The organism is Pseudomonas oryzihabitans, from assembly GCF_007665395.1.
GTDB lineage: Bacteria > Pseudomonadota > Gammaproteobacteria > Pseudomonadales > Pseudomonadaceae > Chryseomonas > Chryseomonas psychrotolerans_C.
The window spans coordinates 368,414-382,629 of record NZ_VDND01000004.1 but is presented as its reverse complement, the minus strand read 5'-3'; the positions used below and the strand labels follow the sequence as shown (position 1 = coordinate 382,629).

Genomic DNA, 14,216 nt, shown 5'->3' with positions numbered 1-14,216 from the left:
TATCCCATGGTCCTGCGTTCCGAAATCCTGACCAAGAAAAGCCACCTGCCCGCCGCCGAACAGGCGCTGCCCGGTCGCGAAACGGCCATGGCCGTGCCGGCGGCCCACTTCGTCAATGGCAATCCGCTGCAGGGTCCCTTCCCCGCCGGCCTGCAGAGCCTGGTGGTCGGCATGGGCTGCTTCTGGGGCGTCGAGCGACGCTTCTGGCAACAACCCGGGGTCTGGACCACGGCAGCCGGCTATGCCGGTGGCTACACGCCCAATCCGACCTACGAAGAAGTCTGCTCCGGCCTGACCGGCCACACCGAGGTGGTGCTGGTGGTGTTCGATCCGGCCCAGACCTCGCTGGATGCGCTGCTGAAGCTCTTCTGGGAAGCCCACGACCCGACCCAGGGCATGCGCCAGGGCAACGACGTCGGCACCCAGTATCGCTCGGCGCTCTACTACACCGACGAAAGCCAGCGCGAGGCCTTCGAGGCCAGCCAGGCGGCCTTCCAGGCCCAACTGGCCGAGGCCGGCTACGGCGAGATCACCACCGAGATCACTCCGCTGCCGCCGTTCTACTACGCCGAGGCCTATCACCAGCAATACCTGGCAAAGAACCCCAATGGCTATTGCGGCCTGGCGGGTACCGGCGTCTGCCTGCCACCCAGCCTGGCGCGCTGAAATCCCGGACACGGATGAGCGCTTAACCGCTTCGTTGGGCTTCGGCGATGGAGCCGCCTCAACCCAACCTACAAGGCGCTCCGACTGCTCTGGTAGGTTGGACTGAGCACAGCGAAGCCCAACAGTGCCCAAGCTCGACTCCGCCCCGTTGGGCTTCGGCGGTGGAGCCGCCTCAGCCCAACCTACAAGCGGCTCCGATCGCTCTGGTAGGTTGGGCTGAGCACAGCGAAGCCCAACAATGCCCAGGCTCGATTCCGCCCCGTTGGGCTTCGGCGATGGAACCGCCTCAGCCCAACCTACAAAGGCGCTCCGGCTGGTCTGGTAGGTTGGGTTGAGCGCAGCGAAGCCCAACAGTGCCCAGGCTCGATCCCGCCCCGTTGGGCTTCGGCGGTGGAGCCGCCTCAACCCACAAGGCGCTCCGACTGCTCTGGTAGGTTGGGCTGAGCGCAGTGAAGCCCAACAATGCCCAGGCTCGACTCCGTCCCGTTGGGCTTCGGCGATGAAGCCGCCTCAGCCCAACCTACAAGGCGCTCCGGCTGCTCTGGTAGGTTGGGCTGAGCGCAGCGAAGCCCAACGCTGTCCAGGCTCGATCCAAAACGGCGGAAGGCTTATTCCGCGATCAGCCATTCCAGTCGCCAGCTGCCTTCGCCCTGGGCCAGGTGTTCGGCCAGCCAGGGCAGCAGCTCGCGTAGTTCCTCTTCCAGGCCCCAGGGCGGGTTGACGATGGCCAGGCCGGAGCCGTTGAGGCGGGTGGGATCGTCCGCCGGGCGGATGAGCAATTCGGCGCACAGCAGCTTGGGCGCGCCGCTGCTCTGCAGCCCCGCGTGGAAGCGTCTGAGCTGGCGGCGATCCTTGATCGGATACCAGAGCGCGATCACCGTCTGGCGCATCCGGCCGATGGCCTCCTGCACCGCCGTGACGCAGCGTTCCAGCTCATCGGTCTTCTCGAAGGGTGGATCGATCAGCAGCAGCGCCCGGCGTTCGACGACCGGCAGCAGCGCCCTGGGCAGCAGCCAACCGTCCTTCTGGTGGACCGCTACCCGGCGGTCGCCCGCCATGTTTTCCTTGAGCAGCCGGCCATCCTCGGGATGCAGCTCGTTGAGCAGCAGCCGATCCTGGGGCCGCAAAGCCTGGCGCATCAGCTCGGGCGAGCCGGGGTAGTAGCGCAGCGCGCCAGCGGGATTGAGCGCCGCGACCGCCTCACGGTAGCCGGCGAAGGCCGCAGGGAAGGACTCCAGCGCCCAGAGTCGGCCGATGCCTTCGCGCCATTCGTCGGTGCGACTGGCCTGGTCCCCGGCCAGGTCGTAGCGACCGACACCGGAATGGCTGTCCAGGTAGGCGAAGGGCGTCTCCTTGCGCGCCAGCAAGACGGCCAGCCGCAGCAGGGTGGCGTGCTTGAAGACATCGGCGTGGTTGCCGGCATGGAAGGCGTGTCGGTAATTCATGGGATACTCCAGCGTCAGCCCTACAGTGTACCGCCTTCCTCCGCCCAGGGCGGCGCTGCGCTTTGACACCCCGGCCGCCCAGCGGGTTAAATCCCTAGGTTCTTCAATCCTTTGCCATAGGAGTCGCGCTTGGACGCCGTCACCATCAACAGTTTGTTCTTGATCGGTGCGGTGCTGATCGGCCTGTCGATTCTGGTCAGCTCGATTTCCTCGCGGATCGGCATCCCGATCCTGGTGATCTTCCTGGTGGTCGGCATGTTCGCCGGGGTCGATGGCCCCGGGCACATCGCCTTCGACAACTATCCGATGGCCTACCTGGTAGGCAACCTGGCGCTGGCGGTGATCCTGCTCGATGGCGGCATGCGCACCCGGGTGTCAAGTTTCCGGGTGGCACTCTGGCCGGCGCTGTCGCTGGCCACCGTGGGGGTGATGATCACCACTGGCCTGACCGGCATCGCCGCCGCCTGGCTGTTCGACCTCAGCCTGCTGCAGGGCCTGCTGATCGGGGCCATCGTCGGTTCCACCGACGCCGCCGCGGTGTTCTCGCTGCTCGGCGGTCGCGGCCTCAACGAACGGGTCACCGCCAGCCTGGAAATCGAGTCGGGCAGTAACGACCCCATGGCGGTCTTCCTCACCGTCACCCTGATCGAGATGCTCGCCAGCGGCCAGACCGGCTTCACCTGGAGCCTGCTCGGCCACTTCGTCAGCGAATTCGCCATCGGCGGCGTCATCGGCCTGGGCGGCGGCTGGCTGCTGCTGCAACTGATCAATCGTATCCACCTGGCCGACGGCCTCTATCCGCTGCTGGCCATCAGCGGCGGCCTGCTGATCTTCGCCCTGACCAACGCCGCCCATGGCAGCGGCATCCTCGCCGTGTACCTGGCCGGTCTGTTGATGGGCAACCTACCGATCCGCAGCCGCCACAGCATGCTGCACATGCTCGATGGCATGGCCTGGCTGGCGCAGATCGGCATGTTCCTGGTGCTGGGCCTGCTGGTGGAGCCCCACAACCTGCTGCCCATCGCCCTGCCCGCCCTGGGCCTGGCGCTGTGGATGATCCTGGTCGCCCGGCCGCTGTCGGTGGCCATCGGCCTGTTGCCCTTCCGCGCCTTCCACGACCGCGAGAAGGCCTTCATCGCCTGGGTCGGGCTGCGCGGCGCGGTCCCCATCATCCTGGCGGTCTTCCCGATGATGGCCGGGCTGCCCCAGGCCCAGCTGTTCTTCAACGTGGCCTTCTTCATCGTGCTGGTGTCGCTGCTGGTGCAGGGCTCCAGCCTGCCGCTGGCGGCCAAGCTGCTCAAGGTGACGGTACCCCCGGAGCCGGCGCCCTTCTCCCGCGCCGGCCTGCAGGTCCACCCCACCAGCGAGTGGGAGCTGTTCATCTATCGCCTGGGCGCGGAGAAATGGTGCATCGGTGCCGCCCTGCGTGAGCTGAAGATGCCCGAGGGTACCCGCATCGCCGCGCTGTTCCGCGGCGAGACGCTGCTGCACCCCTCCGGCAGTACCACCCTGGAAGCCGGCGACATCCTCTGCGTGGTCGGCCACGAACACGATCTGCCGGCCCTGGGACGCCTGTTCAGTCAGGCCCCCCAGCAGACCCAGAGATTCTTCGGCGACTTCGTCCTCGAGGCCGATGCCGAACTCAGCGCCGTGGCCGCCCTGTACGGCCTGCAGCTCGGCAACGTGGACGGCAACCAGCGCCTGGGCAGCTTCATCACCCATGAGATCGGCGGCGAACCCATCGTCGGCGACCTGGTGGAATGGAACGGCCTGGTCTGGATCGTCGCGGCCATCGAGAACAAGCGCGTCCGCAAGGTCGGCGTGAAGTTTCCCGAAGGCCGCAGCAGCGGACCCGCGCTGTTTCTTTAACGGTGGATGAACGGGGTTCGCGGCGCGGACGGCCCTGCCTTGCACCCTGGGCAGCCTGGCTTTAACCTCGCGCCTTTCCACTGCCCGACGCCTGCCGCATGCACCGCCTGTCCGCCCTGCTTCGCGCCGCCGCCCTCTGCGGCTGCCTGTTCACCCTTCCCGTCTCCGCGCAGGAAGCCGCGCTGCCCGATGCCCAGCAGGTGCAGCAGAGCCTCAGCGGGCTGGCCGATCGCAAGCTGCCCGCCGCCGAGCAGAGCGCAGCCCAGGACAGCCTGCAGCAGACGCTGAAGCTGCTCGACCAGCGCGACCAGTACGTCAAGCAGCTGGCTGATCTGCGCCAGCAACTGGCCCAGGCGCCCCAGCAAACCAAGGATGCCCAGCGGCAACTGGCCCGGTTGCGCGCCGAGCCGGTCAAGCCGGCCGACCAGCGCTATGCCGGCGCCACGCCCCAGGCCCTGGAGCAGCGCCTGAGCGAGACCAGCCTGGCGCTCAACAGCGTGCAGGACGACCTGAACGCGGCCAACAGCCTGGTGATCAACGCCCAGACCCGCCCCGAGCGTGCCCAGGTGGACATCGCCAACCTGCAGACGCGCCTGCAGCAGATCGCCGACCTGCTCAAGACGGGACGGGAGAATGCCAAGGCCCTCACCGCCGAGCGGCGTGGCCAGTTGCTGGCGGAACAGGCCGCGGCCAATGCGCAGATCCAGCTGCTGCGCCAGGAGCTGGCCGGCAACAGCGTCCTGCAGGACCTCGGCGCCGTGCGCCGCGAACTCTTCAGCGAACAGGTCAAGCGCTACGAGCAGGAGACCCTGGACCTGCAGACCCTCATCAGCGGCAAGCGTCGCCAGCAGTCGGAAAAGACCCTGGCCGAGGCCTCGCGCGAATCGGAGAAGACCGCCGGCGACGACGTGCTGTCCCAGGAAACCGGGCTCAACCTGCAGCTGTCCGACTACCTGCTGCGCGCCACCGATCGGCTCAACGACCTCAACCGGCGCAATCTCGAGTCCCGCCAGCAGCTGGATCAGCTCAAGCAGACCACCGAGAACATGGATCAGCAGATCAGCGTGCTCAAGGGCAGCGTGCTGCTGTCCAAGCTGCTCTACCAGCAGCGCGCGGCGCTGCCCTCGGTCAAGGTCAACAAGGACCTCACCGACGACATCGCCGATCTGCGCCTCTACCAGTTCGAGCTGAATCAGCAGCGCGCGCAGATTGCCAATCCCGACGCCTACGTCAGCAACCTGCTGGCCCAGCAGCCGCCGGAAAAGGTCACGCCGCAGTTGCGCCAGCAGTTGCTCGACCTGCTCAAGACCCGCAGCGAGTTGCAGGAAAGACTCAACACCGAACTCAATTCGCTGCTCAGCGAGTCCATCGACCTGCAACTCAATCAGCGCCAGTTGCAGAGCACCATCAGCAGCCTGCGCGGTACCCTCGACGAGCAGATGTTCTGGATTCCCAGCAACAAGCCGCTGGACTGGAACTGGGTGAAGAGCGCCCCACGCAAGCTGATGCAGCAACTGCGTGACGTGCCCTGGGGCTCCAGCCTCCACGAACTCTACGTGGGCCTGGCGGAGCGACCGCTGCTGCTGTTGCCGCTGGTGCTGGCCTTCGCCACCCTGATCTGGCAGCGGCCGCGTATCCATGCGCGGGTCAACCGGCTCAACCAGGACATCGGCCACTACCAGCGTGACAGCCAGCTGCACACGCCCCAGGCCGTGCTGCTCACCATCCTCCTCGGCCTGCCGGCGAGCCTGGTGCTCTGGCTGGGCGGCGTGGCCCTGGAGGGCGACGAGCGTGGCGTCAACGCCGCCATCGGCGCGGCCCTGCTGGAAATCGCCGCCGGCTGGCTGGTGTTCTACACGGTCTATCGCCTGCTCGCCTCCGGCGGCGTGGCCGAGACCCACTTCCGCTGGGCCCGGCCCCAGGCGCAGTCACTGCGTCGGCTGGTACGCCGGGTGGGGCTGCTGGCCCTGGCGCTGATGGCGGTGGTCGCCATCGCCGAGCGTCAGCTGGCCGGGCTGGCCGACGACGTGCTCGGCATCCTCATCGTGCTGGTGGCCTACGCCAGCCTGGCCTGGATGCTGGGCCGCTCGCTGCTCAACGCCACCGCCCGCGAACGCCTGCCGTTCTTCCGCCTGCTGCTCGGCCTGATGATCACCGCCATCCCGGCCGTGCTGTTCTTCGCCGTGCTGTTCGGCTACTACTACACCGCGCTCAAGCTCACCGACCGCCTGGTGGACACCCTCTATGTGCTGATGGCCTGGATCATCCTCGAGGCCACCCTGGCCCGTGGCCTGAGCGTGGCCGCACGGCGCCTGGCCTACCAGCGCGCCATCCAGAAGCGTCAGGCGCAGCAGGAAGACGCCGAGGGCGTCGAGGTGGTCCAGGAACCGACCCTGGACATGGAGCAGGTCAACCAGCAATCCTCGCGGCTGCTGCGCCTGACCCTGCTGCTGGCCTTCCTCGGCGTGCTCTACCTAGTCTGGGCCGACGTGGTGGCGGTGTTCTCCTACCTGGACAACGTCACCCTCTACCAGTACACCAGCGGCACCGGCGCCGCGGCTACCCAGGTCCCCCTGACCCTGCGGGTGTTCATCATCGCTCTTGTCATCGCCGCGCTCACCGTGGCCCTGGCGCGCAACCTGCCCGGCCTGCTGGAGGTGCTGGTGCTGTCGCGGCTGAACCTGGCCCAGGGCAGCGCCTATGCCACCACCACCCTGCTGTCCTACGTCATCGTCGGCTTCGGTACGGTCACCACCCTGGCGACCCTCGGGGTCAGCTGGGACAAGCTGCAGTGGCTGGCCACGGCCCTCTCCGTCGGTCTGGGTTTCGGCTTGCAGGAGATCTTCGGTAACTTCATCTCCGGCCTGATCATCCTCTTCGAACGCCCGGTGCGGGTCGGCGACCTGATCACCATCGGCAACGTCACCGGCACGGTCAACAAGATCCGCATCCGCGCCACCCACATCACCGATGCCGACCGCAAGTCGGTGGTGGTGCCGAACAAGACTTTCGTCACCAGCCAGCTGATCAACTGGACGCTGACCGACACCGTCACCCGCATCGTGCTGACCTTCGGCATCAACCGCGGTACCGACCTGGCCCAGGCCCAGCAACTGATCATGCAGGCGGTGAAGGAAAACGTGCGGGTGCTGCACGACCCCGAACCCTCGCTGTACGTGATCCACTACGGCGCCACCACCCTCGACCACGAGCTGCGCATCTATGTGCGCGAGCTGGGCGACCGCAGCGCCGCCACCGACGAGCTGATCCGGCGGATCGATCAGCTGCTGCGCGAGGCCGGTATCAACCTGCTGTCCACGCCGCAAATGGAGATCACCCTGAAGAATCGTCACGGCGCGGAGAAACAACTGGGCAAAACGCCCCTCCTACCTGAAGGGGATGCCCAGCAGGAGGCCGAGGATCCCAAGCCAACCAAGGCCTGACGGCCTCTAGGAGCCTGTCCATAATCTGCTGCGCGTCGGCCAAAAGACGTTGAAAAGGCCCTCGGAATTCTAACTACGCTTCCTCAGGCCTCTTCGCCTTGTTTGGCTCTAGCTCGCGAGATCATGAACAGGCTCTCCAGCCCCTGGGACACCCATGAAACAGCTGCTCGACCTGACCTTCGACAACAGATTCGCCCGCCTGGGCGATGACTTCTCCACGCATATCGAGCCACGGCCGCTGGACGATCCGCGGCTGGTGGTCGCCTCGCCCGCGGCCATGGCGCTGCTGGACCTGGACCCGGCCGAGGCGGCGACGCCCGAATTCACCCAGGTGTTCGCCGGCGCCAAGCTGTGGGACAGCGCCGAGCCGCGGGCCATGGTCTATTCCGGCCACCAGTTCGGCTCCTACAACCCGCGCCTCGGCGATGGCCGCGGCCTGCTGCTGGGCGAAGTGGTGAACGACCGCGGCGAGCACTGGGACCTGCACCTCAAGGGCGCTGGCCTCACGCCCTTCTCGCGCATGGGCGACGGGCGCGCCGTGCTGCGCTCCTCCATCCGCGAATTCCTCGCCTCGGAAGCGCTGCATGCCCTGGGCATCCCCACCACCCGGGCGCTGTGCGTGATCGGCTCCTCCACCCAGGTGGTGCGCGAGCGACTGGAAACCGGCGCCACCCTGCTGCGTATGGCGCCCAGCCATGTACGCTTCGGTCATTTCGAATACTTCTACTACACCCGCCAGCACGCCTTGCTCGAACAGCTGGGCGAGCACGTCCTGGCGGCGCACTTTCCCGAGTCGCTGGCCACGCCCGAGCCCTGGGCGGCGCTCTTTCGCGAGGTGGTGGAGCGTACCGCCCAACTGATCGCCCACTGGCAGGCCTATGGCTTCTGCCATGGGGTGATGAACACCGACAACTTCTCGATCCTGGGCCTGACCTTCGACTTCGGCCCCTTCGCCTTCCTCGACGACTTCGACGCCCAGTTCATCTGCAACCACTCCGACCACACCGGGCGCTACTCCTACAGCAACCAGGTACCCATCGCCCACTGGAACCTCGCGGCCCTGGCCCAGGCCCTGACGCCCAAGGTGGCGGTCGAGACCCTGCAGGAAGGCATCGCCCTCTTCCTGCCGCTCTACCAGGCGCACTACCTGGACCTGATGCGGCGGCGATTGGGGTTGCAGGAGGCGCGGGAGCAGGACCAGGAGCTGGTGGAGCGCCTGCTCGCCCTGATGCAGCAGGGCGGCGTGGACTACCACCTGTTCTTCCGGCACCTGGGCGAAGAGGCGCCCGAGGCTGCCCTCGCCCGGGTCCGCGAGGACTTCATCGACCTGCGTGGCTTCGACGACTGGAGCCAGGCCTATCGTGCCCGCCTGGACGCCGAAGGCGGTGCGCCGGCCGACCGGACCAGGCGCATGAACGCGGTCAATCCGCTGTATGTGCTACGCAACTACCTGGCCCAGCAGGCCATCGAGCAGGCCGAAGCGGGCGATTACAGCGAGGTGCGGCTGCTGCACGAGGTGCTCACGCGTCCCTTCGCGGCCCAGCCGGGCCGCGAGCGCTTCGCCCAGCGGCCCCCGGACTGGGGCAAGCACCTGGAGATCAGCTGCTCCTCGTGACTCCGGGCAGCGGCGCTGGACTCAGGCGCCGTCGACCTGGAAGACGTGCCGCAAATAGTGCAGGAAGTCCGGCTCGCCGCCCTGGGCCTTGCCGGGGGCATCGGAGATCTTGGCCACCGGCTGGCCGTTGCAGCGGCTCATCTTGAGCACCATGTTCATCGGCTGCACCCCGGGGATGTCGCAGGTGAAATGGGTGCCTATGCCGAAGCTCACGTTGATCCGCTCGCGCAGGGCGCGGAACAGGGCGAGGGCCTTTTCCAGGTTGAGCGAATCGGAAAACACCAGGGTCTTGGTCAGGGGATCTATGCCCAGCTGCTGGTAGTGGGCGATGGCCTTTTCCGCCCACTGCAGCGGATCGCCACTGTCGTGGCGCAGGCCGTCGAAGAGCTTGGCGAAGTAGAGATCGAAGTCGCGCAGGAAGGCGTCCATGGTGATGGTGTCGGTCAGGGCGATGCCGAGCTGACCGCGATACTCGCGCACCCAGCAATCGAGCGCGGCGATCTGGCTGTCGATCAGCCGCGGTCCTAGCTGTTGGTGGGCCATGAGCCATTCGTGGGCCATGGTACCCAGGGGCGCGACTCCCAGCTTCCAGGCCAGGTGCACGTTGCTGGTGCCGACGAAGCGCCCGGGGAAGTCGTCCCTCAGGCTGCGCACCACCATTTCCTGCACACCATAGGAGAAACGCCGCCGGGTACCGAAGTCGGCCATCTTGAATTCGGCCAGCTCATCGGCGCCGGCCTCGCGCGCCAGCCAATCGAATTTGCGGTAGAGCTGGTCCTGGGCCACCTGGAGCGGCAGCTCGGCATGGCGTTGGCGATTGCGCACCTCGCTGATCAGCGCCAGGATGGGCACCTCGAAGAGGATGAGGTGCAGCCAGGGCCCCTTCAGGGTCAGGGTGAAGCGGCCCTCGTCCTCGCCGAGGAAGACATAAGACGGATTGAAGCGGAACAGCCGCAGGAAGCGGATGAAATCGGGAGTGATGAAGGCGATACGCTCGAGGAACTCGAGCTGGCTGTCGCTGATGGCGACGTCGGCGAGGGCATCGATTTCGGCCTGGATGGCCGCATGGTAGGGCCGCAGGTCTTCGTCATTGCGACAGCGAAAGGTCCACTCGACTTCCGCGTTCGGATAGTTGTGCAGGACGGCCTGCATCATGGTGAGCTTGTAGAAGTCGGTGTCCAACAGGCTCTGCACGGCCTGCTCGGAAAAACTATCGGCCAACATTGGCGGGGCTCGGCAGCGATTGGTCAAGCGACAGCATGCCGAACTTGGCGGGGAAGCGAAAGGACCTTGGCCGCGCCGGGCTCAGCGGTTGTGGGTCTGGGTCATGCCGAAGAGGAAGAGCAGCAGGTCGTGGCTGCCGGTGTTGGAGGTGGCCAGGTTCCGCGCGACCGGGGTCTGGCAATAGCTGAGTTCCTCGCTACCGACCACCGCGGCTGACGGGCGCAACCAGCTCGCATAGGCCAAGGTGGTGACGCCACAAAAAGCCGCGATCAGCAAACCTCGAGTAATTTGTGAAGTCATGGCTCCAACCCTCTGATCTGTCGTCCCAACGCTTGGTGGTAACCGTAGAGGAGAGTTCGCCATTGCGCAGCGTTCCACGACGAATGGCGGCGTAATTGCAGCATATCCCGACGGGCGGCCGTGTCCAGCGACAGTCGCTGCCGGCATTTCTCGAGATCGAGCAGGGCGACGGAGAATTCCTTGCCCGCGCTGCCCTGCCGCTCGGCCACGAAGATGTGCTTGGGATAGAGGCAGCCATGCTGCCAGCGATGGCTGTGCATGCGCGCCAGCACCTCGCCGAGAGTGGTCAGGAAGCGCTCGTGCTCCGCGTCGCTGAGCTGGCTGCCAGCGCCTTCGGCATACCACTGGTCGAGGTCCTGGTAGCCCTCCAGGGCGGCGCTGACCAAGAGCGCACGCCAGCTACCCTGGGCTTGCCGAGCATCGCAGAACAGCAACTCGGGGACCTTGATGCCCAGGTCACGGAAGGCGAGCAGCGCATCGCGCTCGCGCAGGGCGGTGGGCCGCCCCAGGGGATGGCGCAGACTGCGATAGAGATGGCCGACCTGGCGCTTGACGTAGGCCAGGGTACCGTCGGGCAAGCGCAGGCGCTGGACGCCACTCTCGCCGCCGCGGCGCACGTTGGGGGCTTCCACCCAGTCGCCGGCGGTGTTCCACCAGCGCTCGAAACCCTCTTCGCCTTGCGTCACGGCGCCCATCGATTGCCTCTCTTGTTATGGAATAGCGTCAGTTGGCCTTGCGCAGGACGTAGACCCGCCACATGGCATAGCCCGGCAGGAAGTCCAGGGCCCGGTCGACGACGAAGCCGGCCTGGGCGACCTCCGCCTCGAACTGGCTGCGCTCGACGATGAATCTGTTCTGGTAGCCGCCACGGTCGCGGCCCTGCGCCTGCCGACGGCGCTCCAGCGCCTGACGGCGCCAGGCCTTGAAGTTGCCATCGACCCACAGCGACAGGATGACGCTGTCGCGGGTGACCCGGTGGAACTCGCGCAGCAGAGCCAGGCGGTCCGCCGACTCGCCGACGTGGTGCAGCAGGCGCATACAGAAGATGCAATCTACAGAATTGTCGGACAAGTCGATAGCGAAAGCCGACGTCTGCAGGGTCTTGACCCGGGCGACGACCTCCGCGGGCTGCTGCTCCCGGGCGGTGGCCAGCATGTTTTCCGAATAGTCGGCGCCGATGATCACCCGATTGCGCTTCTCCGCCAGCAGCGGCCAGAAGCGCCCGGCGCCGCTGGGCAGGTCCAGCACCAGGTTGGGCTGGCCGGCGATGCTCAGCGCCTGACGGGCCAGTTGCTGGTCGCGCCAGTTGGAGAGGCGGCGAGCCAGGCCGTCCTGATGCTTCAGGAAATACTGGCGAGCGTGGTCGGCGTCGTACTTTTGCGAAAAGGGCAGGTCGATGGGCGCTTTCACGGAGGCGGCTCCTGGGAGTAGAGAGGTGCCGCTACCCTACTCAGGCCGCTGTCAAACCCCGGTCAAGCGCTTGTGAAAATTCTGTCATCTCCCGCTGCTACCCTTTCGCTGCCCAGGCTGATGTCGAAGCGACAGCCGCCCACGGCGCTATCGCCCAGGGCCACGCTCCAGCCCTGCAACTGGCAGATCCGCCGCACCAGCGACAGCCCCAGCCCGAGCCCCTCGCCGCGCCCCTCGGCGCCCCTCACGAACGGCTGGAACATGGCCTCGCGCTGCTCCTCGGGAATGCCCACGCCGCTGTCCTCGACGGCGAAACCGGTGGCGCCCACCTGCAGCCCTATGTAGCCGCGCTCGGTGTAGTGCAGGGCGTTGCGTAGCAGATTGCTCATCACCGCGCGCAGGAAGGGCTCGTGCCAGAGGTAGCGATCGGCCTCCGGCGCCACGCTAAGGCGCCATTGCAGGCCCTTGGCTTCCACCGCCGCCTGCCACTCCGCGGTCTGGCGCCGCGCCACCTCGGCCAGGGTGGCCCGCGGTACCTGGGTATCGTTGTCACCCTGGTTGCGCGCCAGGGCGAGGAAGGTCTGCACCAGCTCCTGCATCTCCCGCGCGGCGCGGGTCATGCGCTCCAGCGGGCCCTGAGCGCGTGGCGGCAGGTTCGGCGCGGCGGCCAGCAGTTCGCAGGAGGAATTGATCACCATCAGCGGAGTGCGCAGCTCATGGCTGACATCGCTGGTGAACAGCCGCTCGCGCACAAGGGCGGCCCGCAGCCGATCGAAGGCATCGTCGAAGGCACCGGCCAGTTCGCCGACCTCGTCCTTGGCATAGTCCGGCGCCAGCGGCGGCGTCACATCGAGGATCTGGTCGCGGCGCCGTACCTGGCGCGCCAGCCGTACCACCGGGGCGATCACCCGCCGCGCCAGCGCCCAGCCCAGCAGCCAGGCCAGTGCCACGCTGCTCAGGAAGCCGATCAGCACCACCTTGTAGAGCAGCCGCTCGCGCGCCTCGAAATCACTCTGGTTCTGCAACAGCACGAAGTGATTGCCGTCGATCTCGGCCACGTAGGCATAGAAGTACTGGTGGTCTTCTTCCACCTCGCTGAAGCCCGCCGGTAGGTCGCGCAGGTGCGCGGGCAGCTGCGCGGCATCGGCCAGCGGCACGAAATACAGGCGCATGTCGGGGTCCAGCACCGGCTGGCCGCCGCGTCTCATGTCGCGCTGCACCATGCGGTCCAGTTCGTTGCGCAGGTCGGTGGAGATCAGCCGTTCCTCCACGGTGTGGACCACCGCGACGATGCCCAGGGAAAACACGCCGCCGACCAGGAAGGTCATCAGCACGAAGGCGATGACGATCCGCCGCGACAGGCTCAGGTGATATTCCATGGCTAATCCTGCTCGACCAGCTTGTAGCCCACGCCGTGGATGGTCCGCAGCAGCGGCTGGGCGAAGGGCTTGTCGATCACCTGGCGCAATTGGTGGACATGGCTGCGCAGGCTGTCGCTGTCCGGATAGTCCTCGCCCCAGACCGCCTCCTCCAGGAACTCGCGGCGCACCACGTGGGGACTCTTCTGCATCAGCAGCGCGAGGATCTTCAGGCCGATGGGATTGAGCTTGAGCGGCGTACCGGCGCGACTCACCTCCAGGGTGTCCAGGTCGTAGCTGAGGTCGGCCACCTGCAACTGGCGGCGGCCGCCGCCCTTGGTCCGCCGCATCACCGCCTCGACGCGCGCGGCCAGTTCGGACAGGGCGAAGGGCTTGACCAGGTAGTCGTCGGCGCCGGAGCGGAAGCCTTCCAGGCGATCGTCGAGCTGATCGCGGGCGGTGAGCATGATGACCGGGGTATCGCGCCGGGCGTCCTGGCGCAGGCGCTGGCAAAGGGTGTAGCCATCGATGCCGGGCAGCATGATGTCGAGGATCAGCAGGTCGTAGTGCTCGGTCGCGGCCAGGTGCAGGCCGGACAGGCCATCCTGGGCGCAATCCACGCTGTAGCCCTTGAGACTGAGGTAATCCAGCAGGTTGCTGAGGATGTCCTTGTTGTCTTCCACCACCAGGATACGCATGTCGCTGACCTCTTGCCCGGGCCCATCGCAGGGGCCGTCATTGCTCGTTAGGCACAGAGCCTACCTGCAGCCCACGCCCTCCACCAGCGCAGCGGCGGCGCTCAGGGTGGGGTCAGCCAGGATCACCGGCCATGAAAAAACCCCGGTGTCCGCGAGGAGCACCGGGGTTCGGCTCGGCCCGGGGGCCG

General features: G+C 66.8%; 11 protein-coding genes. 4 read left to right on the top strand and 7 right to left on the bottom strand.

Annotation, left to right across the window (positions count from 1 at the left end; all coding sequences use genetic code 11):
* Positions 1–6 precede the first annotated feature (6 nt).
* Positions 7–666 (top strand): peptide-methionine (S)-S-oxide reductase MsrA, encoded by a 660-nt coding sequence (gene msrA / locus FSV73_RS11820; protein ID WP_145007926.1) that lies wholly within the window; start codon positions 7–9, stop codon positions 664–666.
* A 608-nt stretch (positions 667–1,274) separates the two neighbouring features.
* Here msrA and FSV73_RS11815 read toward each other — a convergent pair.
* Positions 1,275–2,111, bottom strand: coding sequence for a 23S rRNA (adenine(2030)-N(6))-methyltransferase RlmJ (locus FSV73_RS11815; RefSeq protein WP_145007924.1), 837 nt, complete (start codon positions 2,109–2,111; stop codon positions 1,275–1,277).
* 129 nt (positions 2,112–2,240) lie between these two features.
* On the opposite strand from FSV73_RS11815, the gene FSV73_RS11810 reads away from it, so the two are divergent.
* The 3 genes from FSV73_RS11810 to selO all read left to right on the top strand — a co-directional run bounded on the left by FSV73_RS11810 (position 2,241) and on the right by selO (position 9,038).
* Positions 2,241–3,980 (top strand): potassium/proton antiporter, encoded by a 1,740-nt coding sequence (locus FSV73_RS11810; RefSeq protein ID WP_145007921.1) that lies wholly within the window; start codon positions 2,241–2,243, stop codon positions 3,978–3,980.
* Positions 3,981–4,078: 98 nt separating this feature from the next.
* Positions 4,079–7,423: a mechanosensitive channel MscK gene (gene mscK, locus FSV73_RS11805; protein WP_145007919.1), complete on the top strand. Its 3,345-nt coding sequence runs from the start codon at positions 4,079–4,081 to the stop codon at positions 7,421–7,423.
* Between the two features lie 154 nt (positions 7,424–7,577).
* A complete protein-coding gene (gene selO / locus FSV73_RS11800) occupies positions 7,578–9,038 on the top strand; it encodes a protein adenylyltransferase SelO (protein WP_145007917.1) in 1,461 nt (486 codons plus the stop codon).
* Positions 9,039–9,059: 21 nt separating this feature from the next.
* Here selO and pncB read toward each other — a convergent pair whose 3' ends face one another.
* The 6 genes from pncB to FSV73_RS11770 all read right to left on the bottom strand — a co-directional run bounded on the left by pncB (position 9,060) and on the right by FSV73_RS11770 (position 14,028).
* Positions 9,060–10,262, bottom strand: a complete 1,203-nt coding sequence (gene pncB / locus FSV73_RS11795; RefSeq protein ID WP_145007915.1) for a nicotinate phosphoribosyltransferase — start codon at positions 10,260–10,262, stop codon at positions 9,060–9,062.
* Between the two features lie 81 nt (positions 10,263–10,343).
* A complete protein-coding gene (locus FSV73_RS11790) occupies positions 10,344–10,562 on the bottom strand; it encodes a hypothetical protein (protein ID WP_186309214.1) in 219 nt (72 codons plus the stop codon).
* Positions 10,559–11,257 (bottom strand): lipopolysaccharide kinase InaA family protein, encoded by a 699-nt coding sequence (locus tag FSV73_RS11785; protein ID WP_145007913.1) that lies wholly within the window; start codon positions 11,255–11,257, stop codon positions 10,559–10,561. Before FSV73_RS11785 ends, FSV73_RS11790 begins: the two co-directional genes overlap by 4 nt.
* A 28-nt stretch (positions 11,258–11,285) precedes the next feature.
* Complete coding sequence (locus tag FSV73_RS11780) at positions 11,286–11,972, bottom strand: class I SAM-dependent methyltransferase (RefSeq protein ID WP_145007911.1); 687 nt, start codon at positions 11,970–11,972, stop codon at positions 11,286–11,288.
* Between the two features lie 62 nt (positions 11,973–12,034).
* Positions 12,035–13,351, bottom strand: a complete 1,317-nt coding sequence (locus FSV73_RS11775) for a sensor histidine kinase (RefSeq protein ID WP_145007909.1) — start codon at positions 13,349–13,351, stop codon at positions 12,035–12,037.
* A 2-nt stretch (positions 13,352–13,353) separates the two neighbouring features.
* The gene (locus tag FSV73_RS11770; protein WP_145007907.1) at positions 13,354–14,028 is read right to left on the bottom strand and encodes a response regulator transcription factor; all 675 of its coding nucleotides are present in this window, start codon (positions 14,026–14,028) and stop codon (positions 13,354–13,356) included.
* Between the last annotated feature and the right edge of the window lie 188 nt (positions 14,029–14,216).

What these genes read in the sequence shown, in the direction of transcription:
- FSV73_RS11775 (WP_145007909.1), bottom strand. Translation starts at nt 13,351, where the DNA reads ATGGAATATCACCTGAGCCTGTCGCGGCGGATCGTCATCGCCTTCGTG.
- mscK (WP_145007919.1), top strand. Translation starts at nt 4,079, where the DNA reads ATGCACCGCCTGTCCGCCCTGCTTCGCGCCGCCGCCCTCTGCGGCTGC.
- FSV73_RS11785 (WP_145007913.1), bottom strand. Translation starts at nt 11,257, where the DNA reads ATGGGCGCCGTGACGCAAGGCGAAGAGGGTTTCGAGCGCTGGTGGAAC.
- msrA (WP_145007926.1), top strand. Translation starts at nt 7, where the DNA reads ATGGTCCTGCGTTCCGAAATCCTGACCAAGAAAAGCCACCTGCCCGCC.
- FSV73_RS11815 (WP_145007924.1), bottom strand. Translation starts at nt 2,111, where the DNA reads ATGAATTACCGACACGCCTTCCATGCCGGCAACCACGCCGATGTCTTC.
- selO (WP_145007917.1), top strand. Translation starts at nt 7,578, where the DNA reads ATGAAACAGCTGCTCGACCTGACCTTCGACAACAGATTCGCCCGCCTG.
- FSV73_RS11770 (WP_145007907.1), bottom strand. Translation starts at nt 14,028, where the DNA reads ATGCGTATCCTGGTGGTGGAAGACAACAAGGACATCCTCAGCAACCTG.
- FSV73_RS11790 (WP_186309214.1), bottom strand. Translation starts at nt 10,562, where the DNA reads ATGACTTCACAAATTACTCGAGGTTTGCTGATCGCGGCTTTTTGTGGC.
- pncB (WP_145007915.1), bottom strand. Translation starts at nt 10,262, where the DNA reads ATGTTGGCCGATAGTTTTTCCGAGCAGGCCGTGCAGAGCCTGTTGGAC.